31 protein-coding genes are annotated in these 24024 nt (G+C 56.8%); 18 read left to right on the top strand and 13 right to left on the bottom strand.

Going from position 1 to position 24024, the window contains the following annotated elements; genetic code table 11:
* Nucleotides 1-30: 30 nt before the first annotated feature.
* Nucleotides 31-1062, top strand: coding sequence for a diphthamide biosynthesis enzyme Dph2 (dph2, locus tag BW919_RS00155; protein ID WP_157665778.1), 1032 nt, complete (start codon nucleotides 31-33; stop codon nucleotides 1060-1062).
* Nucleotides 1063-1067: 5 nt separating this feature from the next.
* Nucleotides 1068-1958, top strand: coding sequence for an adenosylcobinamide-phosphate synthase CbiB (cbiB, locus tag BW919_RS00150; RefSeq protein WP_157665777.1), 891 nt, complete (start codon nucleotides 1068-1070; stop codon nucleotides 1956-1958).
* On the opposite strand, the gene BW919_RS00145 is transcribed toward cbiB, so the two are convergent.
* The 6 genes from BW919_RS00145 to hisH form a co-directional block, all read right to left on the bottom strand.
* Nucleotides 1924-2544 (bottom strand): helix-turn-helix transcriptional regulator, encoded by a 621-nt coding sequence (locus tag BW919_RS00145; protein WP_088334639.1) that lies wholly within the window; start codon nucleotides 2542-2544, stop codon nucleotides 1924-1926. The two genes, cbiB and BW919_RS00145, sit on opposite strands and share 35 nt — an antisense overlap.
* 222 nt (nucleotides 2545-2766) lie before the next feature.
* Nucleotides 2767-3030, bottom strand: a complete 264-nt coding sequence (locus tag BW919_RS00140) for a PRC-barrel domain-containing protein (protein WP_088334637.1) — start codon at nucleotides 3028-3030, stop codon at nucleotides 2767-2769.
* Between the two features lie 5 nt (nucleotides 3031-3035).
* On the bottom strand, nucleotides 3036-3392 hold the full coding sequence (locus BW919_RS00135) for a hypothetical protein (protein WP_088334635.1): 357 nt from the start codon (nucleotides 3390-3392) through the stop codon (nucleotides 3036-3038).
* A gap of 6 nt (nucleotides 3393-3398) precedes the next feature.
* Nucleotides 3399-4025 carry an HPr kinase/phosphatase C-terminal domain-containing protein gene (locus BW919_RS00130; RefSeq protein ID WP_198324611.1) on the bottom strand — a complete coding sequence of 209 codons (627 nt, stop codon included), beginning with the start codon at nucleotides 4023-4025 and terminating at the stop codon, nucleotides 3399-3401.
* A gap of 1 nt (nucleotide 4026) precedes the next feature.
* Entirely contained in the window at nucleotides 4027-4521 is a 495-nt protein-coding gene (locus BW919_RS00125; protein ID WP_232452984.1) for a V4R domain-containing protein, read from the bottom strand.
* Nucleotides 4522-4523: 2 nt separating this feature from the next.
* On the bottom strand, nucleotides 4524-5120 hold the full coding sequence (hisH, locus tag BW919_RS00120; protein WP_232452983.1) for an imidazole glycerol phosphate synthase subunit HisH: 597 nt from the start codon (nucleotides 5118-5120) through the stop codon (nucleotides 4524-4526).
* 37 nt (nucleotides 5121-5157) lie between these two features.
* Here hisH and gatD point away from each other — a divergent pair, with 37 nt between their 5' ends.
* Complete coding sequence (gene gatD, locus BW919_RS00115) at nucleotides 5158-6534, top strand: Glu-tRNA(Gln) amidotransferase subunit GatD (protein WP_088334629.1); 1377 nt, start codon at nucleotides 5158-5160, stop codon at nucleotides 6532-6534.
* 62 nt (nucleotides 6535-6596) lie between these two features.
* Here gatD and BW919_RS00110 read toward each other — a convergent pair whose 3' ends face one another.
* Both BW919_RS00110 and BW919_RS00105 read right to left on the bottom strand, forming a co-directional pair.
* Nucleotides 6597-7790, bottom strand: coding sequence for a methionine adenosyltransferase (locus tag BW919_RS00110; RefSeq protein WP_088334627.1), 1194 nt, complete (start codon nucleotides 7788-7790; stop codon nucleotides 6597-6599).
* On the bottom strand, nucleotides 7783-8502 hold the full coding sequence (locus BW919_RS00105) for a diadenylate cyclase (protein WP_088334625.1): 720 nt from the start codon (nucleotides 8500-8502) through the stop codon (nucleotides 7783-7785). Before BW919_RS00105 ends, BW919_RS00110 begins: the two co-directional genes overlap by 8 nt.
* Before the next feature lie 25 nt (nucleotides 8503-8527).
* On the opposite strand from BW919_RS00105, the gene BW919_RS00100 reads away from it, so the two are divergent.
* The 14 genes from BW919_RS00100 to BW919_RS00035 all read left to right on the top strand — a co-directional run bounded on the left by BW919_RS00100 (nucleotide 8528) and on the right by BW919_RS00035 (nucleotide 18919).
* Entirely contained in the window at nucleotides 8528-9352 is an 825-nt protein-coding gene (locus BW919_RS00100; RefSeq protein WP_088334622.1) for a DUF192 domain-containing protein, read from the top strand.
* A complete protein-coding gene (locus BW919_RS00095) occupies nucleotides 9261-10262 on the top strand; it encodes an ATPase (protein ID WP_088334621.1) in 1002 nt (333 codons plus the stop codon). The genes BW919_RS00100 and BW919_RS00095 overlap by 92 nt, the downstream gene beginning before the upstream one ends.
* Before the next feature lie 5 nt (nucleotides 10263-10267).
* Nucleotides 10268-10732, top strand: a complete 465-nt coding sequence (locus BW919_RS00090; protein WP_088334619.1) for a phosphopantetheine adenylyltransferase — start codon at nucleotides 10268-10270, stop codon at nucleotides 10730-10732.
* Entirely contained in the window at nucleotides 10707-11219 is a 513-nt protein-coding gene (gene yjjX, locus BW919_RS00085; protein WP_088334617.1) for an inosine/xanthosine triphosphatase, read from the top strand. The genes BW919_RS00090 and yjjX overlap by 26 nt, the downstream gene beginning before the upstream one ends.
* A gap of 42 nt (nucleotides 11220-11261) precedes the next feature.
* Nucleotides 11262-11687: a nickel-responsive transcriptional regulator NikR gene (gene nikR, locus BW919_RS00080; RefSeq protein ID WP_157665776.1), complete on the top strand. Its 426-nt coding sequence runs from the start codon at nucleotides 11262-11264 to the stop codon at nucleotides 11685-11687.
* A 3-nt stretch (nucleotides 11688-11690) separates the two neighbouring features.
* A complete protein-coding gene (locus BW919_RS00075; RefSeq protein WP_088334613.1) occupies nucleotides 11691-12497 on the top strand; it encodes a MarR family transcriptional regulator in 807 nt (268 codons plus the stop codon).
* Nucleotides 12494-13612 (top strand): tyrosine decarboxylase MfnA, encoded by a 1119-nt coding sequence (gene mfnA, locus BW919_RS00070; RefSeq protein WP_157665775.1) that lies wholly within the window; start codon nucleotides 12494-12496, stop codon nucleotides 13610-13612. The genes BW919_RS00075 and mfnA overlap by 4 nt, the downstream gene beginning before the upstream one ends.
* Nucleotides 13609-14103 (top strand): hypothetical protein, encoded by a 495-nt coding sequence (locus tag BW919_RS00065; protein WP_088334609.1) that lies wholly within the window; start codon nucleotides 13609-13611, stop codon nucleotides 14101-14103. Before mfnA ends, BW919_RS00065 begins: the two co-directional genes overlap by 4 nt.
* Entirely contained in the window at nucleotides 14036-14272 is a 237-nt protein-coding gene (locus tag BW919_RS00060) for a hypothetical protein (protein ID WP_148688159.1), read from the top strand. The genes BW919_RS00065 and BW919_RS00060 overlap by 68 nt, the downstream gene beginning before the upstream one ends.
* Nucleotides 14269-14886 (top strand): hypothetical protein, encoded by a 618-nt coding sequence (locus tag BW919_RS00055; protein ID WP_088334606.1) that lies wholly within the window; start codon nucleotides 14269-14271, stop codon nucleotides 14884-14886. The genes BW919_RS00060 and BW919_RS00055 overlap by 4 nt, the downstream gene beginning before the upstream one ends.
* A complete protein-coding gene (locus tag BW919_RS00050) occupies nucleotides 14861-15928 on the top strand; it encodes a DUF1786 domain-containing protein (RefSeq protein ID WP_157665774.1) in 1068 nt (355 codons plus the stop codon). The genes BW919_RS00055 and BW919_RS00050 overlap by 26 nt, the downstream gene beginning before the upstream one ends.
* 3 nt (nucleotides 15929-15931) lie before the next feature.
* Entirely contained in the window at nucleotides 15932-16702 is a 771-nt protein-coding gene (locus BW919_RS00045) for a hypothetical protein (RefSeq protein WP_088334602.1), read from the top strand.
* Nucleotides 16703-16819: 117 nt separating this feature from the next.
* Entirely contained in the window at nucleotides 16820-17320 is a 501-nt protein-coding gene (locus BW919_RS00040) for a bifunctional precorrin-2 dehydrogenase/sirohydrochlorin ferrochelatase (protein WP_157665773.1), read from the top strand.
* Between the two features lie 234 nt (nucleotides 17321-17554).
* A complete protein-coding gene (locus BW919_RS00035; RefSeq protein WP_088334598.1) occupies nucleotides 17555-18919 on the top strand; it encodes an AIR synthase-related protein in 1365 nt (454 codons plus the stop codon).
* A gap of 12 nt (nucleotides 18920-18931) precedes the next feature.
* Here BW919_RS00035 and cutA read toward each other — a convergent pair whose 3' ends face one another.
* The 5 genes from cutA to BW919_RS00010 form a co-directional block, all read right to left on the bottom strand.
* On the bottom strand, nucleotides 18932-19234 hold the full coding sequence (cutA, locus tag BW919_RS00030) for a divalent-cation tolerance protein CutA (protein ID WP_232452982.1): 303 nt from the start codon (nucleotides 19232-19234) through the stop codon (nucleotides 18932-18934).
* Nucleotides 19235-19294: 60 nt separating this feature from the next.
* Nucleotides 19295-19885, bottom strand: a complete 591-nt coding sequence (locus tag BW919_RS00025) for a HemK2/MTQ2 family protein methyltransferase (RefSeq protein WP_157665772.1) — start codon at nucleotides 19883-19885, stop codon at nucleotides 19295-19297.
* Between the two features lie 88 nt (nucleotides 19886-19973).
* Nucleotides 19974-20672: a SagB/ThcOx family dehydrogenase gene (locus BW919_RS00020; RefSeq protein WP_088334592.1), complete on the bottom strand. Its 699-nt coding sequence runs from the start codon at nucleotides 20670-20672 to the stop codon at nucleotides 19974-19976.
* A gap of 12 nt (nucleotides 20673-20684) precedes the next feature.
* On the bottom strand, nucleotides 20685-21599 hold the full coding sequence (cofD, locus tag BW919_RS00015) for a 2-phospho-L-lactate transferase (RefSeq protein WP_232452981.1): 915 nt from the start codon (nucleotides 21597-21599) through the stop codon (nucleotides 20685-20687).
* A 137-nt stretch (nucleotides 21600-21736) separates the two neighbouring features.
* Entirely contained in the window at nucleotides 21737-22825 is a 1089-nt protein-coding gene (locus tag BW919_RS00010; RefSeq protein WP_088334588.1) for a DUF512 domain-containing protein, read from the bottom strand.
* A gap of 316 nt (nucleotides 22826-23141) precedes the next feature.
* Here BW919_RS00010 and BW919_RS00005 point away from each other — a divergent pair.
* Nucleotides 23142-24024: hypothetical protein (locus BW919_RS00005; RefSeq protein WP_157665771.1), on the top strand; the 883-nt coding region annotated here is incomplete at its 3' end.

The following is a 24024-nucleotide window of genomic DNA, read 5'->3' as shown; positions in this document are numbered from 1 at the left end:
AACTATCACACCTCCATGGTGGTGCTCCCGATGACGAGATGCACCTCCGCCGAATCCTATGACGAGGACGAAGTGCCGAGGGCCGTCGAGTCCCTCAACGTTGAAGGGCGTGTTCTGGTTCAGGCCCCGGATGGGCTGAAGCGAATCGCCCGTGAGGTTGCCGACGTGCTGGAAGCCCGTGGCTGCGAGGTGGAGCTCGACGCAGGTCGCGTGTTCGGAGCTTGCGACATCACTCCCGGTACCGTGATCCGGACGGATTATATCGTTCACATCGGCCATTATCCCATACCCGAGGTCGAGCGACGGATACGGGAGCTCGGGGCGACCGCACATTTCCTACCGGTACGTGGACGTAAACGCGTGGAACCATGGATGGTCGAGGAAGTCGCCGAAGTACTTCGAAACTTAGGAATCGAGCGTGTGAATATCTGCGCAACGGCACAGTACGTGACCGATCTCGAGCTCGTGTCAGAGATCCTACAGGAATCCGGTATCGAGCCCGTAATCCGATCGGGAGACGGTCGCAGGGTGGCAACGCCCGGGTTGGTGCTCGGGTGCAATTTCTCCGCTCTCGATACCTCCCTACCAACGGTAGTGGTGTGTTCTGGAAGCTTCCATCCCGCCGGTGTCGCTATTAGGACGAGTCATCCCGTGGTACAACTCGACCCCACGAAGGGGGTCTTAGACCCAGAGGACGTGGAGGGTGTCACCAAGAGGATTCTGGCCGTTAGACTGTCTAAAATCCGTGAGTTCGACTGGGAAGAGGGGTTCGAGATCGTAGAGAGCACCGCGTTGGGTCAGAGGAGACCAGGCGTGGTACAGATCCTGAACCGCCCAATATGGAGGTTGAGATATCTGACGGAAGATGCGCTAAGATCGCTCCGCAGACGTCAATGCGTGTTCTGCGGGTGTCCCAGGGTGCCCGTCGACGAGGCCTCTAGGTTCAGGCGATGGGTGTTGCTGAACCCAGCCGAACTAGCCGCGGTGCGTGCTGGGTGGAGAGAGTACCGCCTCGATGAGATTCCGACCCCTGAGGACGTCCTCAACGTCCTACGGCGGTGATGGCGTTGGACCCCCTCCTTACCGCGTACCTGGCGGTGGCTCTGGACCTGCTCCTGGGAGACCCGCCGAACCGTTTCCATCCGGTGGCATGGTGCGGCCGGGTGATGGAGCTCGTGGAGAAGAAAGTACGGTGCGGAAGTATCCTCGACGTAATCTGGGGAGGACTGTCCCTAACGGTCGGTTGTGGGTTCCTGCTGGGAGTGTGTTACTTGCTTCACTCCATCCCGATGGTGGGAGATGCCCTGGTCCTGTGGGTGTGCATTTCCGTACGGGGACTTGTCGAACACTTGCTTCCGGTGGAGCGGGCGCTCCAAGATGGGGATTTAGACGTGGCTCGACGGGCCGTGAAGAGGCTCGTCAGTCGTGACGTAAGCTGTTTAAACGGGGCGGAGGTAGCTTCGGCCGCGGTGGAAAGTTGTTTCGAGAACTTACTAGATTCTATCGTGGGCCCCTTGTGGTGGTACTATATCCTCGGGTGGCCGGGTGCTGTCGTGTACCGAGCGACGAACGTCGCGGACGCCATGTTCGGATACCGAGGCGAATACAAGATGTTCGGTAAGATTCCGGCGAGGTTGGACGACCTGCTGAATGTGCTCTCACTGCCCGCATGCGCCGCGGCGCTTACGGTAACTCTACCTTGGTGGATACTTCGGGCGAGGCCCCGGTCACTGTTGCGGGCGGTACGGGAGGTCCCGAGCCCGAGCTCCTGGTTGCCTATGTACGTGGGAGCCTGCGCACTGGGAGTCCGACTGGAGAAACCGAACGTGTACGTCCTAAAAGGAGGGGACCGGCTTCCGAAGCCCGACGACGTGCGTCGCGCGGCTCAGATCGCCGTGATATTCGGGCTCGTCGCTCCGAGTATCACGTACGTCGCAGCTGATCTTTTAAATCTCTAATCACTCTCAATACGCGCTCGCCACGCTCGGTAAGCCTGTAAAACGTTCTACCGCCTTCGGAGCGCTTGGTGACCAAACCGACTTCCAGGAGCTTCTTCAAGTGATATGCAGTCGACGGTTGGTTCTCCCCCAAAATTTCGGCTAGCTTGCATAAACACTCCTCACTGTGCCCCAGTATCTCGAGCGCGGCGACACGACGCTCATCTCCGAGTGCTTTCAGGACGGCGACGAGCTCGTCATGATGTCCGGACATGGGGCGTATGTCAGGGTCGGCATCGAACGTCTCTGGTTCGAGGACGACCTCGACGCCTTCTGGGGAGACATCTAGGAGGCCTGCACCGAGCCTCCTCAACGGGTCTACGAGCTCGTCGGTATCTCCAGAGTACGCGATCGATGCTTTCGGGACCTTCCCGACGAGTCTCGTAAGTCGACCCAGTTTCTTCTCTACGGTACTCTTGTTGGCCACGAGGTACGCGTGACCTTCCTCTGGGTCGTACAGGTCTACCGGTACGTCATCCACGAGTACCGCTTCAAAAGGGTCAGAGATCCAGTCACGGAGTACTCTCAGGATCTCAGATTCGTCCATGGGTCGCAACCCCTGGAAGTCTCACCTTCTGGGATGTAAGGGAGGAGAAACTGCATTGTCGCAGTAGATTGTCCGTAGAGATTGCCCCTGTCACTACTCATCGTTTCGTGATGTTGAGTTCGTGACCGATCCGACAACCCCCGATGCAACCCACACAAACGGCGAGGAAGTGAACCGTTCGGGGGGTTGGGGAGTTCGGAACCTCCACCGCGGTACTAAGGGTTAGTTTTTCCCGGATCCCCACCGTCCTTTTACCAGTACCATGTCCTCGATGGCAACGACCTTCGAGTAAGGTATGCGGATGGCTTTCTCTTCGCCACTTAGCCACTTTATCTTCCGAAGAACGCCGGGGCGCTTGGAGTGCCCCACTATCAGTGTAGTGACTTCTCCTGACTCTTCGTCGAACTCAACATCGAGGACTTCGCCGATGTGCTTGGCATTGGAGTCGATTACGGGTTTGCCGATGAGATCGCGCAAGATCCTCATAGGTATCACCCCCACAGCCAGTACAATATTGCGGACTCCAAAGACAGGTGCATCAGCCGGTGTGTCACTCGACCTTTAACGGTTCCTAACAGCGCTTCGTGAAATAGGTCGATTCCGAAGTGTACTGAGGCCGCTGTTACCGCCATCGGAACCGGAAGTATCAACGACAGGACCACAGCGTGGAAAAGGAACTCCAAGGTTTCGTGTATCAACCAGACAAACAGAGCCGAATGTCGGACCCTGAGGTACGCTCCCAACAGGAGGTACTGACTGCGAAGGGCTCCCCACACGAGACCGGTGTGCAGCTCGTCACTTAGTGAAAGCAACAGTGCGGCACCGAGCCAGTCGGGTATCGATAGCACCGCGGTTCACCTCCTGCGCCTCAAGCTCTCTTGAAGTGCTACCGTTTCGATCAGCGTGGCGGTGTCTCGACCCGGAACCACGTCCAGATGGAACACCTTTCCATCCCTTTTTTTCACCCACTTCACTACCTTCTCCTCCTCGGAAGGCGTGGAAGAGACTGGTTCATCCGGTCTCATGGATGGATCGTGATGCGGGTGGTGGGGTCCCGGAATCATCTTAATGACCACGCCTATACCCTTACGGCTCCGGAGCGCCCGGATGCCATAGAGTTCCGCGACGTCCACGGCGATTTTATCCTGAATAGGACGTAGCTTCAGGTCGCTACCGCAGTCACACCCTTCCTTCATCTTGAGGGCGGAGAAAGTATATACTCGACCGCACTTGGGGCAGTACAGCTCCGCAAGGGCAAGTCGGATCTCCATTTTTCCGGCTAAGTTCTCCGGCGGCCTGCCGACGGGGTACTCGTAACTGTCATCGCACTCCACGATCACCGCATCGTCTGACACTAACCTGTGGCCGCGACGTATGAGTTCCAAAGCTGTCTCGCTCTTCCCTACCCCACGTGGACCTACCAGGAGCACCCCTACCCCGAACACGTCCATCAGTGTGCCATGTACGACGACCCGCTCCACGTTACCCCCTCCGTATAGCCACGAACTCACAGTGGTCGTGACCTTCGGCCATGCACTTGGTCTCGTGCACCTCCCAGCGCTCGCTGGTAGCCCCGTGTAGGATCCCAGCGATGAACCCGGCTTGGTAGTAACACAACTTCTTCCCTATGTCGTAACCGGCAGCCGTCGCCGACTCGCGCATAGTGATCTTGATCTTATCATCATCCTCAATTTCCCAGCGCTCAATGATGCCTATACCAGTCTTCTCGAACGCTTTCTCTACGTATTCAAAGGCCTCTTTGACGCCCTCCAGGCCGTGTGATTTCGCTTTGTAAACACCGATGTCGTAACCGGCCCTGTAGAAGGTGGATCCGGCCCCTCGGCCCAGGGTGATGACCATCGATGCTAGGATGTAACGCAGGGTCGACAGCGACACGTCGCCGCCTAGCTCGAATCTCACCTCTCGGATGTTCCTCATAGATTCTTCAACTTCCCGAAATATTCTTTCGCGGGACATCCTCAACGACGCGCCCCTGTTAGAATCTCACCGAGCAACTTTAACCCCACTGGTCCGCTTTTTTCGGGGTGAAATTGTACCCCGTAGATCAGTCTATCCCGGTCCCCGATCACGCTCGGAAACCGTTCTCCGTACTCCGTTTCACCTAGGACAACGTCGTCTTCGGGAGCCACCCGGTACGAGTGGACGAAGTAGAACATCTCACCGTCGAACTTCCGAAACTCCTCCGTCCGGAACTCCACCGTGTTCCATCCCATGTGTGGCGTCTTCACGTCATCCGGAAGCGCTACACATGTTCCCCGGAACAACCCTAGACCGCGTGACCCGGGGCTCTCCTCGCTCGATTCCATCAAGAGCTGCATCCCAAGGCATATGCCTAAGAGTGGAACGGACTCCAGTAGCTCTTGAATCTCGTCACATAATCCGGTCTCTTCGAGTTTTTCCGATGCGGCGCGGAAGTTTCCCACACCTGGGAGAATTACGGCGTCGGCGTCGTGCAACTCCGAGGGATCATTGGTAACGACGGGCTCGTACCCCAAGTGTTTAACCGCGCGGCACACGCTGTTCAAGTTGCCGACGCCGTACTCTACTATCGCCACTTTCAAACCGGATGCCCCCTTGGTGGGATTGGTTGGGGTGAGGGTATTGTCCGAGTACAAGGGTAAGGCCAGGGAGTTGCTACAGGAGCATGGGCTTAGTGTCGGCGACCGGGTTCGTATAGTCCGGGACGATGGGGTGGTTGTGGAAGGCATCATTATGCCCAGATCGGAACTTGGAGACGACGAGCACATCGTCGTCAAAATGGACAACGGTTACAACGTAGGGGTTCGCGTCGACAGGATCGAGAAGCTCGAAGCCCCGGGTAAAGGACACGAACCTAGCTTCGAACCGATAGAGGGGGAGATCGGACACGATCCGGAACTCCCTAACGTGTCGGTGATGTCGACCGGCGGCACCATCGCGTGTCGTGTGGACTACGAGACAGGGGCCGTGAAACCCGCGTTCACAGCAGAGGAGCTCGTCGGAGCGGTCCCGGAGCTCCTCGACGTGGTCAACATCGTGGACGCCAGGGCCGTGCTTGACCTGCTCAGTGAGAACATGGAACCCAAACACTGGATGAAGATTGCCGAAGAGATCGTGGATGCCCTTTCAGATCCGGACGTAGACGGTATCGTGATCGGACACGGAACGGACACGATGGCGTTCACAGCCGCGGCGCTGTCGTTCGTCATCGAGGGACTCAACGGACCGGTCGTGCTGGTCGGAGCGCAGCGGAGTTCGGACAGGCCGTCTTCGGACGCGGCCTCGAACCTCATCGCGGCGTGTGCCTTCGCGGGCGACGGAGAGGTGGGTGAAATCACCGTCTGCATGCACGGGTGGACCTCCGACGAGGTATGCCTCGTGCATCGGGGAGTGAGAGTCAGGAAGATGCACACCTCACGCAGGGACGCGTTCAGGTCGGTGGAATCCATCCCAATCGCGAAGGTTGACATAATGGATCTCAGGAATCCCAAAATAGAGTTCTTACGAAGCGATTACCGGAGGCCGGAGGACGGGGAGCCTGAGATCTCGGGTGGATTCGAGGATAAGGTGGCTTTGGTGAAGTTCGCCCCGGGTATGGATCCTGAAATCTTAGACTTCTACGTGGATCGGGGCTACCGTGGAATCGTCCTCGAAGGCACCGGTTTGGGCCACGTCTCGGAGCGGTGGTTGGAGTCGATCGAACGGGCTGTGGACGATGGAATCGCCGTCGTGATGACCTCACAGTGCCTGTACGGACGTGTGAACATGAACGTGTACAGGACAGGGCGACTGCTGAGAGCCGCTGGTGTTATACCGGGAGAAGATATGTTGCCAGAGGTTGCTTACGTGAAGCTCATGTACGTGCTCCATAAAACCGACGACCTCGAGGAGGTCGAGAGACTCATGAGGACAAACATCGCTGGAGAGATCGAAGGCTGTCGAGTTCTGGGAGGATTCGAGCCAGCGGACGGTCCACACCATCGCATGTAGCGCATGTAGCTGGAGTCGCAGAGGCGTGACTCTGTGGTGTTTAGTTCGGTACACGCATCACTTCAAAACACCATGATTTCTCCCTCTACAATGCGTTCCGTGAGCTCGGTGATGTTCTCCAGTAGCTCGTCCGCAACGCGTCGAGCCATGCGCTCGTCCTCCTTCGATATGTCCCCTACGAGGTGCACGTCGACTGCCTTGGGATCGTCGATGGGGTGACCTATCTGACTTAGTAGTCGGACGTATACCTCGTCGGCTGACGTTTCCTCGTAGATCTCCCGGGCCATCCGGTGGGCCAGTACGTTGTAGAGTTTACCGACGTGGTTCACTGGGTTCTTTCCGGCCGCAGCTTCCATGCTCATCGGACGGAACGGCGTGATCAGACCGTTGACGCGGTTCCCACGGCCGACGGAACCGTCGTCACCTTGTTCGGCCGATGTGCCGGTAACTGTCAAGTATACGGACTCCCGCTCGTAGTCGTCGGCAGTGTTCACGCGCACCTTTACTTCGTGATCCGAGGCTATCTCGGCCGCTAAGTCCGCGACTCGGTCTCTCAGCTCCTCGACCACCGAAATGTAGTGGTCGATATCGTCGATACGCTGCGACACCATCGCGGCGGCCACGGTTAGTTCGATTTCATCTCCTTCCCGAAGCGCCATGACCTTAACATCTTCTCCGACCTCCGGTAGATCCTTCTTGAGCTTCTGGGAGTTGATCTCCCGCTCGGTCTCGTACACGAGCCTCTCGGTGGTAGTCAGTGGTGCGTACCCTACGCCGAAGGAGGTGTCGTTCGCCAGTGGAACCTCCCCACCGCGCTCGAACACGTCACGCAGATCCGCCGAACCGTGGCCGATCTTCGGCTCGATTACCACGTGCTTTTCGGTATCCAGGTGTCTGACGGTCTCCTCTAAGTACTCCGTCGCGGCTTCTAGCGCGATGGTGCCGACTGGGATCTTCTCGTCCCCTACGTACGCCGTGGCGCGTCCGGTTACCAGGATGTAGATAGGCCGGATTACCTCCCCGCCTCCGAACTCCGGCCTCGATTCACCCGCCACGATTTGAACCTCGTCGGTGTTGTGGTGTAGAATCCGTCCGAATCGCTCGATGTACTCCCGACATAGAGCCCTAGATACGCTCTCTGCGATACCATCAGCTAGGCTGTCCGGATGTCCCACACCCTTTCGCTCGACTATCTCCACCTCGGTTTCGGTGAAAGGACTGCGTTCCATGGTTTCGACGACGATGTTTCTAGCCATCACAGAACCCCCGGATAGCGACGAGGTCCGAGACTGATATCTTCAGGACCTCCTTCCCACCATGGTACAGCCGGATCCTGCCGGATTCTGATAATACTATTACGGGACAGTTGAGCTCCTTAGAGACGTGGAGTGCGGTGGTGTGTCGGGCGCCGAATCCGGGCTCCGCACTCCCGGAATCCACGTCGAAGATCGCGCCCGCCGCCTCGATGTTGCCCTCCGGATCCACGACGATAGCACCGTCGAGCCTAGCCAGTGCCTTGAGAACGCGTTTCCCCGAACCCGTCATCACGTTGACATCCTCCACCTTGACCGGAACCGTGGTCCGGTACATTCGATCGGCACCTTCCGATATCACGCACAAGGTACCTACCCGATCTCCCTCCACCCCCTCAACCGCCAGCTCCATCATAGTTTCCAATACCCTGCTGACCACGCGGTAGTAATCCAGTGCCGCCAGTCTCGCCTCCTCGGGGCGTATGGGGCGGAACTCCAGACTACATCGTGAATACGACGCTATGAGCACGGTTTCTCCCTCTTTCAAGCCTAAACTGGCGCAGGCTTCAACAGGACCCACTGAGTGCAGTATGCTTGAAGGGAGCTTGATAACCGGAGTGGAGCGGAGCGATTCGGTTTGAAGATCGAAGTCCACGACTACTGCCGACGGTTGTAAGCATCGTAGGGCTCGACGGAACGTCTCGACGAAGTCCAAAGTCGCACCCCCCTGGGGTGATCAGTTGAAAGCCGCGGTGATCAATCGGAGCAAAGGCACCGTGCTCGCTCACAGTGCCGAGATCGCGGAGTCGTTCTTCGCAAGGCTTCGGGGGTTGATGTTCCGTCGAAGATTGGAGGAGGGGGAAGGATTGATTCTGAAGCCTCCTTACCGCGGACGTAGACGTTGCGCGATCCACACCTTCTTCATGCGTTTCCCGATCGATGTGGTATTCCTGGCAGACGGGGAAGTGGTGGACGTTGTCGAGCGCCTTAAGCCGTGGCGAATGTACGTACCAGAAGAATCTCCTGAAGAGATCGTGGAACTCCCTGCCGGCATCGTCAGTGCGACCGATACCGAGGTTGGAGACTCCGTCGAAGTTGTGGCAGGGGACCTCGAATCGGAGCTGGCCGTTAGGATCCTCAACCGAAAGCTGGTCACGAGAAAGCTCGCCCAGGTGATCATGCGGGCGGTAGCTAAATCCGGGCTACAGGGCGAGGTGTTCTACAACAAAGACACTGGTTGCATCCACATCTCGGGGGAGGACAAGTACATCGTTGCGGACACCATTAAAGAGACGTTCGGGGACAGCGTCGAGATCGTCGAAGGGCGAGCGAAGATACTCTCCGACGATCATTCTCTCGTCGTGATCGTGAAGGACGTGCATTCGGTCCTCGAGAAGATCGGCGTCTCCCGCCCTGGTGGGGGAGAGCTAGCGTACCTGGAGGAACCCAAACCGGTGCGGTGGGGAAAGCAACGTGAAAAAGGAACTGATGACCGTAGTGGACAAGTTGAGGAAGGAGATAGGGACGAAGGGGAAGGGAGAGCCCGACATCGTGGACGTACGTGAGGAGGACGGCACGCTAGTGATCGTAGGTAGGGACCGTTCCGACATGTCTTATTTCATCGGTCCGGGTGGATACGTCGCCGGTAGACTCAAAGAAGAGCTCGGTGTAGACCGCGTGGTTGTCCAGGCCTGGACGGATCTGAAGATGAGACTGTTGAGATTGTACGCATCGCACGAGGTTCTAGAGCGGTACTCCCGTCGCCAGCCCGATCTAAAGGGCGTCCTTCGGGGGATCGAGATAGAGAAAGCCAGGCTCTACGGGGAACTGCCGTGGGACTACTGGGAACGCTGGGAGGGAGAAGAACCTCGCGACATCCGGATCACCGTTGCGGCGTCAGGTGGATACGACAGTACGGCCTCCGCGATAATACTCCGAAAGCTGGGTTACGAGGTCGAATCTGTCACGGTAGACCCGGGTCCGATGTTCCTGACGCCTAAGATGCGCAGAAACGTCGAGATACTCTCCGAATACCTCGGCACGGAACCTAAATTCGTCGAGGAGGACCTGTCCGACGTCGTAGAAGGAGCTTTGGAGAAGGGTCGCTTCCACCCTTGTGGACGCTGTAACGCTAAGATCCGGAAAAGAGTGATGGAAGAATCCGATACCGACGTCGTAGCGTTCGGGGACGGGTTACCCACAGGCCATCACTGCGTACAACCAGAGGACGATCGGTTCAAACTACATGTCCCCGCAGCCCTGGCGAAGACCAAGTTCGAGCTACGCCGTCTCGTAGAGGAGGTCCTCCCGAAGTTTCACGACTACAAGTACGCGTGTCCGTTCCTGCATCAGGTTCACCAACGCCATCCGCACCTACGAAGGGCCTCGATTCAGAGGGTACTACGAGAACTCCGTCACGGCTTCTTGGAAGTGGGTGAAGCTCTAAAGGCCGTTTACGATATCTTAGGAGGTTGAACTCCTTGACCAGGTTCCGCAAAGTAGTCGTCGGGGGCACATTCGACAGGTTACATCCAGGTCACCAGCGCCTGTTGTCCGTAGCGCTCGAACTGGGAAACCGAGTGGTGATAGGGGTCACGACGGACTCCTTCGTTCGTGAAGAGGGAAAAAGAGGGGTCGAGCCCTTCGAGGAGAGGGTGCGGGACGTCCGAAGATTCGTCGAGAAAAAAGGAGCGTCGGACCGGGTCGAGATCGTTCCGTTGGAGGATCGCTACGGCACGACGCTGGAGGATGACGAGTTGGACGCGATCGTTGTGAGTCCGGAGACGGAACCGGTGGCGTTGGAGATCAACGAACTCAGGAGGAAGCGCGGTCTTCCACCGTTGTCCATCGTTGTCGTTCCGTTCGTGCTGGACGGTGACGGAAGGAAGATATCATCAAGCCAGCTGCGGGGAGATGTGGATGAAGGTCCGTGTCGGGACGACTAACCCAGTAAAAGTTCGGGCTACGGAGCGAGCGTTTCTCAGAGCGTTTCCGGACCGTGAGATCATCGTCGAGGCGGTGAGCGTCGACTCAGACGTATCACCTCAACCTGTGGGAACGAGAGAGGTTCATCAGGGCGCTAAGAACAGGGCTCGGAAGGTGTGGAACCTGGGTAGCTACTCGGTGGGCTTGGAAGCCGGACTGATAAAAGTCGGTGACGTCTACGTGGACATCCACGTGGCCGTGGTGCGGGACCCCGAAGGACGAGAAGCGGTGGGAACGAGCCCGGGGTTCCAACTGCCTCCTGACGTAACGGAGGAAGCTTTGTCGGGTGAGGAGGTAGGAGAAGTCTTCTCGGAGCTCGTCGGAGTCAGGGAGATAGGCAAGCGCTCCGGTGCAATAGGGGTACTATCCGACGGAAAGGTGTTGAGGGAAGACCTCTGCGAGCTCGCGGTCCTGATGGCTTTAATAGGTCTCGAGACTTCAAGATGACGGTGATACCAAGTATTAATTCACCGTGTGGGGGATCCTCGGGTGAGCAAAGGCGAGGACAATCTGGTACGAACCTCGATAACCATACCAAACAACCTACTCCAGAAAGTTAACGAACTAATAGCCTCGGGGTACTTCGCGAGCCGATCGGAGATCTTCCGCCAGGCTCTACGGGAATACCTTCAGAGGATCGAATGGACCGAACGATTAGGAGATGAGGAGTACTTTGGCGTCCTTACGTACGTGTTCCATCACGAGCGCGCCGAGCCCGAGCTAGTGAAAGTGCAGCACGAATTCACGGATTTGATAATATCTACGACACACATACACGTTTCCCACGAAAAGTGTCTCGAAGTACTGTTATTACAAGGACCTGGAAAACGGATTGCCGAGCTCGCGAAGCGCATTCGTGGGGTCCGAGGGGTGGAACAAGCTAAGCTGACTGTAGTTTCGAGTGAGGGTGAATAAGAAATGGTAGAAGGACCTATCAGGGTGCCCAATGAGCTAAAGGATAGACGCGAACTGATGAAATCTTTGATATTAGCGTTCATTGGATTGCGTCAACCTAGAGTTCATTTAGGTGACATTGGGGACGAGTTAGGAGTCTCCTTGCAGGCTATTCACAACTACGTAAAGGAACTTATTGACGAAGGATTGGTAGAGAAAAAAGGTCGAGCTGAATATGTTCTGACTGATAAAGGGGCTGAAAAAGCCCTCGAATCGATTAATAATATTCGTAGGTTCTCGGCTAAAATCGCGGAAGCTCTCGGGAAGCGCATGACTTGGGCGGCCATAGCTGCGGAGGATATCCGGAAAGGTGAAGAGGTCCACCTGTACATGGAAGGCGGGCTGTTGTACGCGTCGAAGAGTCGTAAGACCGGAGCACGAGCCATAGCCCAAGCCGACGCGGAGAAAGGACAAGACCTGCCGGTGACGAACATCGAGGGCGACATTCCGGGGCTCGAAAAAGGGGAGGTGGTGTTCGTATGCGTCCCGAGCGCGCGCGAAGGAGGGACCCGCAAACTGAACCTCGACAGGCTGAAAGAGGTGCTGGAGAAGGAGGACTACGATCTTATCGGAGCGGCCGGCACCGCGGCGAAGGCGGCCCTGAACATGCTCGGGATCGAACCGGACTTGAAATTCGGGGTGGTGGACGGAGCCATCATGGCGGCGCTCAAGGGCCTGAAGGCGTTAGTGGTAATCACCACCCCTATGCTGAGGAGGGCGAGGGGCAAGGCGGAACGGCGGGGAGCCGAATACCGGATAGAGTACGTATGATCATCCAGCGTGACTCTGATTATTCCGACGGTACCGTACTCGGATCAATGTGCACCGAACCTCACCCTGTCGCCGCCAAAGCGTTCGTAGCTGGGCTTCACGTCAATTTGGGTGATCCTTACCTCTTTCCCAACGCGTACCGGGTCGAGCGTGAGTGCATTGAATGGTTGGCGGAGACGCTCCTAGATCACCCCGATCCGGAGGAGGCCGAGGGTAGTATAGTGTCGGGAGGCACCGAGGCCAACATCCTAGCCGCGTACGCGGCTCGAGAAGTCACAGGCGGTAGGGAGATCATAGTTCCCGCCACTCGCCATTTCTCATTCGAGAAGGCGGCGCGGATGTTACGTATGAAACTCGTCGAGGCGCCGCTGAAGTCCGACTATACCGTGGATGTAGACGCGGTTCAGGACCTGATTTCCCGGGATACCGCGCTGATCGTCGGCATCGTCGGCACCACCGAGACGGGGTCCGTCGACGACATCGAGGCGCTATCGGACGTGGCGGAGGATCACGACGTTCCTCTCCACGTAGACGCCGCGTTCGGGGGCTTCACGGCACCGTTCCTCCGGGATGAGTACCCATTACCCCGTTTCGGCTTCGATCTGGAGGCGGTGGTATCCGTTACCGTCGACCCCCATAAGATGGGGATGGTACCCCCGCCAGCGGGTGGTATCGTGTTCCGCGACGACGAGTTCCCGAAAACCATCGAGGTGTATGCACCTTACTTGTCGGGTGGTGGGGCGTCACAGTACACTATCACCGGAACACGACCTGGAGCTCCGGTCCTAGCGCTCTACGCGAACATATTGGAGCTCGGGGAAGAAGGGTATCGGAAGATAGCTTTCAGATGCTACGAAGAGACCCTGAAAGTCGCAGAAAAGGCCAAAGAACTCGGCCTAAAACTAGCCGTGGACCCGCCCCACCTCAACTTGGTAAACATACTGTTGCCCGACAGAGAGACCGCGGAACGACTGTTGCGGGAAGCGGAGCGGGAGGGTTGGAAGATCTCCATTTCCACCAATCCCCTCGGAGTCAGGATAGTAATGATGCCACACCTCAACGCGGAGACAGTCTCACGGTTCCTCGAGCTCGTCGCCAGGGTGCTAGGTGGATGATCGGACCCTTGGAACCACTCCGAGACTACCTCCGAGAACTACTGGGAGAAGGATTCGTTCTAGTCGGTCTCGGCAATCCATTGGCCGGGGATGACGGATTCGGACATTGGGTCGCGCGACGCCTTTCTCCCCTCAAGACCCACAAGTTCAAAGCCGTGGCCGCCGGCGTGTGGCTCGAACGCCTTCGACCACCGAGCGAGCCCGTAGTTCTAGTTGACACGGTGTGTGTCGATCGCGAGCCCGGAACACTGGTTGTGGTGGAGAAGCCGAAACTAGGTCCGGACAGGGGTTCCCACGGGCTACCTCTCGACGAGATGATGGACATCCACCTGCTGATAGGACTCGTCCCCGTGAAGTTGGGATTCGGCCCGATGTCTCCGGAAGCTAAGAGCGTCGCCGACGCGGTCGTACGGGTGGTGAAGGATGTCGTCCTCGAAGGAACTGAAGGACTTACTGACAAAGGTCTACGTGGAAGCGCGGCCCTATATTGAGAACGCCAAGAAAGCGCGCAGACTACTCGAGAGGGCGTATGACCGCTGCGAAGATCCGGAATGCGTCATCAGGTTCCTCGAAAAGGCCGAGCGGGAAGCAGAGACTGAGACGGAACGCACCGACATGCGTATCCTCAGGGATAAGCTGGAAGGGATGCTGAAATCGTGAGGGTAGTACTCAAAGCGGGAACCGGGGCAGTGAAGGAAATCGATGCCGTGAGGGACGCGGTCGTCGCGTTCGAAGGCGAGCTCCTAGTAGTGCCGGGAGGATGGAGGTTCGCGAACCTCGTGCGGGAGATCTACGGAGACGAGGATCTATCCGACGACGCGGCCCATTGGATGGCAATAGCCGCGATGGACCAGACCGGGTATCTGCTCTCGGACCTACTCGACCTGCCGACCACTGAGGAGCCAGAGTTCGGCGATAAGCTGGTGTTACTGCCGTACCGTTACCTTAGAATGAAAGATCCTCTGCCACATTCGTGGGAGGTTACCTCCGATGCTATCTCGGTGTACGTCGCAGCCGAAGCGGACGCGAACCTGGTGGTGTTCGCTAAGGACGTACCAGGCATCCTTGAGGATCCGAAGTGCCCCGGTTCTTTGATCCACAAGATCGATGCTCGGGAACTGAAGGGGAACTGGACCGCCTTGGATCCCGTAGCCCCCAGACTCGCAGAAGAGTACGATCTCGAACTTCGCGTCGTTCACGCAGGAAACCCGGACAACCTCCTGAGAGCCATGCGCGGGGATGAGTTCGTTGGAACCCGTATCGTTCCAGGATGAAGTGAAAACTATCGTCATCGATGTGGGAGTGGGAACGACCGACGTGGTGGCTTACACTGGAGATCCTGAGTATTCACCGAGATTCGTGGGGCCCTCACGCGTGTCGACACTAGCCCAGAGGTTGCGCTCTATGCTGCGAGAACCGCCGAGGTACTTGGCATTAGTTGGCGTTCCGATGGGCGGAGGACCCACCACTCACGAGTTCAAGGAACTCATGAAAAGGGGCACCGAGATTTACTCGGAGCTTGATGCGGCACTGACGCTTCATAACGACGTGCGCAGGCTGAAGGAGATGCCCAACCTTCATATTGTCGAGGACCCCATCGAGGAGGTCCCACCTGACTCCCCCGTGGTCGAAACGTACGACTTCCGTGTTTCGGATGTGTTCGAGGCGCTACAGCGTTCGAACGTCGACATGGACGGTGTAGGGATGATCGTGGCTTGCGTCCAGGACCATGGTTATCACCCGGACTACGAGTCTAACCGGAAGCACAGGTTCGAGCGGCTGTTCCGCCGGTATCTCGGGACGAACGGTTGCAGGCTCGATCGGATGACGTTCGACGACGTCCCGCCTGAGAACTTCCCAAGACTACGCGCGGCTTACATGGAAGCGGAATCGGCGGGAGCCGACGCCGTTGCGATGGACTCGAAGGTCCCGATCGCCATGCTCGGGCGAGTCGATTCGGACGCGGACAGACTTCTGGTGATCGACTACGGGACTGGGCACGTAACGGCGTTCCTATTCGACGGTGACAGGGTCGTCGGTGTCTACGAGCATCACACTATCCGATTATCGTCGGAGAAGTTCGAGAGGCAGATCCGCGAGTTCGTGGAAGGCAAACTCGAGAACGAGGATGTCTATCGGGACGGCGGTCACGGTTGCCACAACGTCTCGCCGATGGATTGGGACGAGCTGGAAGATATCGTCTCCCTGGGCCCGAAGAAGCCCGAGTTCCAGCTAGGTAGAGATCCGGAGCGCTTCCCCGATCGGATGATACCAGCGTACGGACCCGCGGTGTACCTGACCGACCGGGGAGAGTGATCGTTGACGGTGTACGTGGACGCCACCGATATCTTAGACCCCAAGTGGCTGTTCATGGGTGATCCGGACCGCATCTACGTCTTCAGGACCGGACACGCCCCTATGCACTTACATTTCGAGCTCAAACGGCTCGTCGGGTTCCGGGTCAGCGTCAACGGCAACGCCATTACCGGAACCGTGACACCAGAAGGCTGCCTCTCTTCCACCTGCATAACACCTTGGGTCGCACAGGTAGTCGACGCGCGACCCGGAGACGATGTCCTCGTAATCGGTGGACCGGAAGGTAGGATCGACCGCGTCTTCGAGCTGTTTCCCGACGTGGATGAGGTTGAACCCGATGAACTCGAGCCGATCCGAGAGCCACACTCGAACACTGTCGTTATACCACACCGGAAGTGTAAGGCGGCCCGGAAATACGATACGGAGCTCAAAGAGATCCTAAAAAAGGCAGGGTTCGAGATCGTCGAGCCGAGCGTGAAACGGTACGTGTGCGGTTTCGAAGCGATGCAGCGAACTATACTCCGCGAGGACGCCCGGATAGGTGTCGCCGCCTCCTTCGACCTGGTTTCAGGCGAATATCTGGGTCTCATCCCAGTGGACGTTCACGGGGTCGTGGGAACGCCACGACTTAATCCGGAGCTCCGTGTCAAGACCAAAGACTCCCCCGAGCTCCTACGTAATTTGCTCAGAATGTCGCCCGAGTATCGACGAGAGGTCTATGGCCAGCTATTATTGAAAGAGCCTAGTTGGGACAGGAAGTTTCCGAACGCGTGAACTCGTCCCGTCTACAGTACTCCTGGTCGAGAGGGTTACGCCAGAAGTCGACACGTCGGACCGGAGACCGAGCGGCTTCAAGTGTGGGCCGCGAGAGGATCGATCGGGGACCGGAGCTTGCCGTACGTACCACTATTCGTCCGGGTTGAGCGGGTTGTGATCGTAGGCGGCGGACGCGTCGCCGAACGGAAGGCGCGCACCCTGATCGATCTCGGGGTCGACGTGACCGTCGTCGCACCGGAAGAGCCAGAGTGGTCCCGTGACTTGCCAGTGAAATTTGTGCGTCGGAGGGTGGAGGGACCGGAAGACTTGCCTGAAGCTGACCTTTATGTGGTTGCGACGGACGACCCGGACTTGAACTCCCGATTGGAAAGGGAGTTGTCGCTCGTCAACCGCGTCGACACCTCGAGACCGAAAGTGCGGTTCCCCTCCGTACTCCGGTGTGGGGACGCTGTACTGGCCATCTCCACCGGTAAACCTCGAGTTACCAGGGCACTCCGAATGATCGCCGCGGAACTCCTGGGCCCTATCCTAAAGAAGGCCGCCGAACTGCCAGAGGATGCCCGGAAGTGGTCGCTAGAGCGTGTGATAGGCGAATTGACAGGTGTGAGGAGATGATCGTTACACGTCTTACGTAGTAACCCCTCCTACAATCCATCTCAACAGCGACCCGCGCTCCGATCGCTAGATTACCAGGTTCGACTGTTCGACTGCTAGCGGAGATTCTATAGTCAAAAATGCCCAAAGCGCCGCGATTACAACCATTCGAACATCCGTCCTCATCACGCTTCCCTCGGGTTCTCCCTCGAGCGTCGGTACCGAGGTGAGCTCCGACCCGGGGGTGCCAGAGCGGTGGATCTCGAAGGGTTGGCTATGCACATGATGGATTTAGGGGCCTCCGAGGACGAAATCCGAGAGCTACTCGCGGACCTGGTGGAAATATGGAAACGGGATTGGTCAAGGGACGAAATCAGGGAATTCGTGGATGCGGTCCTCGATGAAGTGCGATACGTCCGGAGAGCTCACTCCATAGACGGAGGGATAGGCGACATCCTTCGACCGCCTGAGTCGGGAGTTAGTATGGGAGAAATGGGGGTGGGATCTCGAGGTGAAGGTGATTTCTTCGTACACGAATTGCTCACGGAGCTCGCAGCCGAGGCGTCGGAAAACGCACTGATATCGCCGGAAGAGCGCGATGATGCGGGCGCAGTTCGTGTAGATCGGGATGAGGTGATCCTAGTGAGTGCCGTCGACGGCATGCACTCTCGGCTAAGTGAGTTCCCCTTTCTCGCCGGCTTTCACGCGACTAGGGCCGCCATGCGGGACGTACTAGTCAACGGGGCTCGTCCTCGCGGTCTCTTAGTCGATCTACATTTAGCGGACGACGGGGATGTAGGTCGTCTCTTCGACTTCACTGCCGGCGTGACCGCTGTAGGTGCTGCCACCGGCGTTCCGATACTCGCCGGTAGTACGTTACGCGTCGGCGGGGACATGGTGCATGGGCGACGTCTAGTCGCCGGTATAGCCTGCGTCGGTACCGCACGACCCGACGATCTCACACCGCGAAGAAACGCGAAGCCCGGTGATCTGATCGTTCTCACGGAGGGCGCCGGAGGGGGTACCGTATCCACAACCGCCATCTATCACGGTTACTACGACGTCGTCGAGGAAACCCTCAACGTTGATTTCGTCCGTGCGGTTAACGCGCTCCGCAAGGAGAAACTACTCTCGAAGGTCGACGCCATGACCGACATCACGAACGGTGGCATCCGCGGTGATGCGGCCGAAATCTCGGAGACCGCAGGCGTCCGTCTCGTATTCAACGAGGAGGCGATACGATCCCTCGTGAACGACCGAGTTTTAGAGATGCTCGACGAGCTCGGTATAGATTACCTCGGGCTGTCCCTGGACATGCTCATGGTTATAGCGCCTGAAGACGTGGCGGAACGATGCGTTGAGGTCCTCGACGGTGCTGGAGTGCGTGCGGACATCGTAGGACGCGTCGAGGAGGGCTCCGGTGTCTTCCTCGAGCGGGACGGCGAGGAAATCGAGTTGGACGTGAAGTTCCGGGAGGCCGCGTACACCAAAGTGAAGCGTGTTATCGGAGAGGAACATCCTGAGGACTTCGAAGAAATGAAGGAGAGGGTCAAGCGAGCGTACGAGGAAGCCGAACGAAAACTCAAACTGGTACTAGAACTGCTCGAGGAGTCCGGATAAAGTGTTGGACGATCACTCGGTACGCTTTACTATCCACTCCAGAAACCCCTCGAACCCTCCAAACACCGGTAAGATTAGTACAGCTGGAGTTTCGTACGAGTGCAGCTCGAGGATTTTATCCACGACGTCTCCTGCGCGTTTCGCGGTCGTCTTGACTAATAGGGCGTACTCCTCGTCTTCGCGTAACTCTCCACCCCACTCGTACACGGACCGTATCGGCCAGATATTCACGCACGCGGCAAGTCCCTCCTCGACTAATTTCCGGGCTATTCGCTTCGCCTCATCTTCGTCTCCTGCGGTGGAGTAAACGACCACGAACAACGTCCATCCCCCGTAGAAGGTGAGACCGCGACAAATTATCAACGCTCGCACAAATTACTCACAAGGTCGAAGCGCGAGCACGCGGACTCTCTCGAAGAACAACGACTCCTCGGCCACGACCTCCACTTCGAAGTGCCTCAGCGGCTTCAAACACCCATCCGGAGTCAGACTGGACACGACGACCCTGGCTTCATCCCACAGGATCTCCCCTCGGAGGAGACCGTTCAAGAAGCGTCGAATGACCACCGGATCCTCGGTGGCCCGAGACATCGGGTCACCTTCAGGCAGTTCACGACCGGGTAGATAAGGCGGGTTGAACAGGACGACGTCGAAACGTTCACCCAGGACCGGATCAAATAGATCACCCTCGCGGACGTCGACGTCTAGACCGTTGAGACGGGAGTTCCACATTGCACAGTGGACTGCCGCGGGGTTAACGTCCGTCGCCACCACTTCGCACCCTTCCGCGGCCGCAGATAACCCCTGAATACCACACCCGGTCCCTACGTCCAGAACGCGTTCCGATCCGGACACTCCTTGATGCTCGACGAGCAAGAATGAGTCTTCTGCTGGCGAGTACACGTTCTCGAACACCAAGAGCTTAAGTTGCCCGTACTCTATTACGTCCTTGACGACCACACCCACGCCCGACCACCCGCCACCGGGGATGATGGCGGGATTAGCCCCAGCTCGACCGGGACCGGGATGAGATGTCCCGAGGGTGCTGACCCGGCTATTTCCGGCCTATCGGGAAGACGTACAGCGGTACGGCATCACCTTCGGTTATTCCCAAGATCTCCTTAACTCGATCGTCGTAGAACGCTCCGACGGCGACTGTACCTAGACCCAACGCCGTGCACGCGAGGTACACGTTCTGACCTACGTGTCCCGCCTCGAGCGCCATATACCGAAACGATCGTTCTCCGTACTTGGAACGCAGTACCCGCTCGTACCCAACGATGACCAGGTCAACCGCGGCTCGACCAACCCACTCTTGATCCAGACACGCTCGTTGTAACTCCGCTGTGAAATCGCCCCGCCTGACGAGTCCTAGCGTGTGGGTCTTAGGATCATACACGTAGATGCCTGGAGCTAAACCCTCAACTTTACGAACTACTACAAATACCCTCAACGGATACAAAGCACCCGCACTGGGAGCCGTTCGGAAGCCGCGCGGATCCGTAATCCCTTGTGCGGCCCACAACACCGTGGAGAGCTCCTTGAGGGTTATAGGTTCGTCACGGTACTCACGGATCGATCGGCGCTTCTCCAACGCCTCCGACATCGACATCTCCATCTTCAGTGGCTTAGGCAGCTCCACCCTAGCTTTGATGGGCACCTCCGAAGCCCCCTCAGACGGGTGAAGATACAAATAAGCTAGACAACCGACCGCGACGGCGATAACGGCGGGCACGATAATCCGTGGAGACATCTCGCTACCCCTCTACACCAATCCCTCCAAGACCCTGAGAATTTCACGGGCCAACCTCACAGAGTCCTTTTCATCACGCATTAAGATGTCAGTCCGAACGATCTCTAAGTCGTCCGGCGGTTCGACATCGTCCCTCTCATCCATAACGAGGATATCCGGCTCAACCCCCCACTCCCGATAGTACTCAACGAGACCTCGAACCGACGGTTCGAAGCCGACAGCCCTCATCAGCTTACCGGCAGGACCACTCACTGGCTCCTTGCCTATGAACGGGGACACAATCAGGATGGACTTCTCACGAACGATATGGCGGATCTCAGATACCGACAAGATAGGCCCAATACTGGTTACCGGGTTGCTCGGTCCTATTACGATCGCATCGGCCCTCAGGAGCTCGTCGACGGCGTCGGGCGGTGGAGAAGCTTCCTCCGCCCCTTCGTACCTAACCCCACGTACTGGGAGCTCACCACCACGCTCGACCCAGAACTCCCTAAAATGCAAATCACCCTCATCCGTCTCGATTACAGTCGTAACACGGTCGTCGGTCATAGGATATACCTTCCATTTGATACCAAGTCGACGTCGGATTTCGTCCACAGCCTCAGAGAGTTTCAACCCCTTCTCTTGCATCAAGTACGTACGATACTGCTTAAGCGCGCGGTCAGCGTCACCTATCCTCAAGGGCTCGTTCACTCCTAGCTTTTCCAAGAACTCGTGCCCGCGGAACCCGTCACCACCGATACCGTACCACGTCTCGTCGTTGACTATACCAGCAAGCGTGTACAGGACAGTATCAACATCGGGAGAGACGTACAATCCAAGAATCTCGTCGTCTTCCCCCGTATTAACTATTACTGAAAAATCGGCGTCAAGATCCCTGAGGCCACGAAGCAGCTTCGGCGTGCCTGTACCTCCTGACAACACCACCAGCCGCAAGTTAAAACCCCGCATTACTGGGGGATAAGGTCACGACTCGAATGAAGTACCGCACCAAAATGCTTACCGCGCCCGATGACGAACCCACCCCGGACGGACCAATGACGAAGGGAGCGTTTGCGGAGGGCTTACGGCAGTGGGGACGCGAGAATCCTGGCGACCTCCTCGGGTTTTCTGCACGTCATAACCGTGTATCCGAGCGCCGCCAACCTTCCTACCAACTCCTCACGAGACCACCCGTCAAGAGTCCTACCGTCCGGACCGAACATGGCATCTGGAAGGATTATCACAGGGAACTCCGTCCTAGAATCATAACGCTCGACCTCCCTCAAGACATCCCTCGCCGTGAGCAAGCTCGACGCCCCTATCACACCACCGAACACCCTGTTCTTCACCACGAGCAGCTCCACGTTCTCGAGGTCACGAACAGCCGGTTCGAAGATAGGGGCCGCTAGTTCACCGACGACGATTACAGCCTCAAAATCGGGCTCAGGAAGATCAGGAGGTTCGAACACGGGTTCCCCCAACAGCGCGTCAATGGTCGGTGACGGTATCACCTCGACGTCCAGCTCACGATCCAACAGTCGAGAAGTTTCCCTCATCCACTCCAGCTCACCTCTCGTCGGAAACCGGAACCCATGAGCGTAGTCAGTACCACCGACGGGGAACACGCGGACTTGCCTAACACCCATGCTCTCCAAGTCTTTACACGTCCTCGGTAACTCTTCCAAGTTGTACCCAGGAGTGAGTACCAAATCGGCGATGACGTCGATACCGACACCCTCAAACTTCGGTAATAGCTCCAACAACTCGTCCGCATTAGGATTACCCATCAACCTCTTCCTGGTCTCCGGAACCGTCGTGTGCAACGAAATCTGTATCTCATCGATCCCGGCCGCGGCCAACGACTCAATGCGCCCTTCATCAACACCGACGTTCCCAGCCGTATCCACTATCCTGAACCTGAGATCATGGTACCTATCCTTGGCAGATTCCACACGCTCCTCCAAGTTCGGATCGTTCAACGTATCGTGACGTGTCGTATCCACACTACCGCCACGTTCCTTGAGCACTTCAGGTGGATTCTGCCTGATATAGCAGAAAACGCAGGAATTACCACACGATCCAGCCTCACTCGATGGAGGGACGACCGCGAGATCCTCGGGTTCCTCCAACAAATCCAAGTCGATCTCGTCGATCTCCCGTGCCACTCCCATCTCATCGATCTCGTACGGTATCCGCCGATCCCCCCAGAACCTCTCTCAGGGTGGTCACCACACGATCAGACAGAGCATCTGAGTGCACGCGTCAACTGATTAGGCACGCCTATTATGACTCATAATTTATTTCTGTAGTGGGATGGCTACCCTCTCGAAGGGTAACGCGGGGTGAGTTGCCCTCGCCCCGCCCGTTCATAGTAACACTCACTGGTTGTAACCCGGGTTATGCGAGTGGTCAAACTGGTAACGATATTTTATAACGGAACGTGGGGGATAGTGGTTAATGTTAGGTTATGTAATGGTCTTAATCCCGGTGCTCGTTATGATGACACCATCCTCTGGTTTTTACTGTCAGGACGTGTACGATCAAGCCTTATCACTCGAGAAGGAAGTCCTAAAACACGCGAGAATCACGGCGACGAAAAAGGCTATTAAGGCTATTAAAGAAGGCCCACTTTACGCGGCATTTGAAGCGACACTGTACTACTCTAAGGATAAGAAGGAGGTTATAATATCCAATGAGCCAATTGGGATCGGGCTTGAAGGTGATAAAATATTAGTTACAGTAGACGGTGAGACAATTGATACCATAAGACTAAACCCAGACCATACCTATGCTTACATTATAGCTGCTATGAGCAGTAGCATACCAATCTCCCCACCCACCATGGGTGAACCACCGGATGAATACTATTACATTGGGCTCTCGGTGATAAAAAATGGTAAAGAGTACTTGTTCGGTCATCACTTATTCCCAACACTCTGGGAGGCATGGGTTGGTACTAGTCCTGATAAAGTGGTGAAGATCGACACTGGTAGACTTCTAAAACCGAATGAGGATTTCATTTTAGGCGTTGATCATCAGGGTGATGTTATAGTATTCTACGTTTATAGGAGTTCTAGTAAGGAGTTCTTCAAGTTATACTGTGACTTGTCGAGTGGTAGGGTTTGGAGGGGTTCACCGTCGAGTGAAGAGCTAGAAAGACTGGAGAGATTGGCTGATAAAGTGGATGAAGAGGTTGAGAAGTTAATGTCTAATGGTGGGTTACCGAGCATAGACCAGCAGAGTTATACCATGATGAGCGTACTCTATGACATGGATAATAATGAGATAATTATGGTGGAAGACCCGAGTATTAGAATTGCAAGAGAGTGCAATCCTAGATTATACGAGTTTGTTGAGTTTTTGAACTCGA

This window comes from Methanopyrus sp. KOL6 (genome assembly GCF_002201915.1).
Lineage (GTDB): Archaea > JAADCQ01 > Methanopyri > Methanopyrales > Methanopyraceae > Methanopyrus.
Note: the sequence above shows the minus strand (reverse complement) of the source record. Positions and strands in the feature narration are given on the sequence as shown.

Excerpts from the sequence above, each read along its gene's own strand:
- dph2 (WP_157665778.1), top strand. The coding sequence starts at position 31 with ATGACGAGATGCACCTCCGCCGAATCCTATGACGAGGACGAAGTGCCG.
- BW919_RS00145 (WP_088334639.1), bottom strand. The coding sequence starts at position 2,544 with ATGGACGAATCTGAGATCCTGAGAGTACTCCGTGACTGGATCTCTGAC.
- BW919_RS00140 (WP_088334637.1), bottom strand. The coding sequence starts at position 3,030 with ATGAGGATCTTGCGCGATCTCATCGGCAAACCCGTAATCGACTCCAAT.
- BW919_RS00125 (WP_232452984.1), bottom strand. The coding sequence starts at position 4,521 with ATGTCCCGCGAAAGAATATTTCGGGAAGTTGAAGAATCTATGAGGAAC.
- BW919_RS00110 (WP_088334627.1), bottom strand. The coding sequence starts at position 7,790 with ATGGCTAGAAACATCGTCGTCGAAACCATGGAACGCAGTCCTTTCACC.
- yjjX (WP_088334617.1), top strand. The coding sequence starts at position 10,707 with ATGAAGGTCCGTGTCGGGACGACTAACCCAGTAAAAGTTCGGGCTACG.
- BW919_RS00075 (WP_088334613.1), top strand. The coding sequence starts at position 11,691 with ATGGTAGAAGGACCTATCAGGGTGCCCAATGAGCTAAAGGATAGACGC.
- mfnA (WP_157665775.1), top strand. The coding sequence starts at position 12,494 with ATGATCATCCAGCGTGACTCTGATTATTCCGACGGTACCGTACTCGGA.
- BW919_RS00065 (WP_088334609.1), top strand. The coding sequence starts at position 13,609 with ATGATCGGACCCTTGGAACCACTCCGAGACTACCTCCGAGAACTACTG.
- BW919_RS00060 (WP_148688159.1), top strand. The coding sequence starts at position 14,036 with ATGTCGTCCTCGAAGGAACTGAAGGACTTACTGACAAAGGTCTACGTG.
- BW919_RS00020 (WP_088334592.1), bottom strand. The coding sequence starts at position 20,672 with ATGTCTCCACGGATTATCGTGCCCGCCGTTATCGCCGTCGCGGTCGGT.
- BW919_RS00010 (WP_088334588.1), bottom strand. The coding sequence starts at position 22,825 with ATGGGAGTGGCACGGGAGATCGACGAGATCGACTTGGATTTGTTGGAG.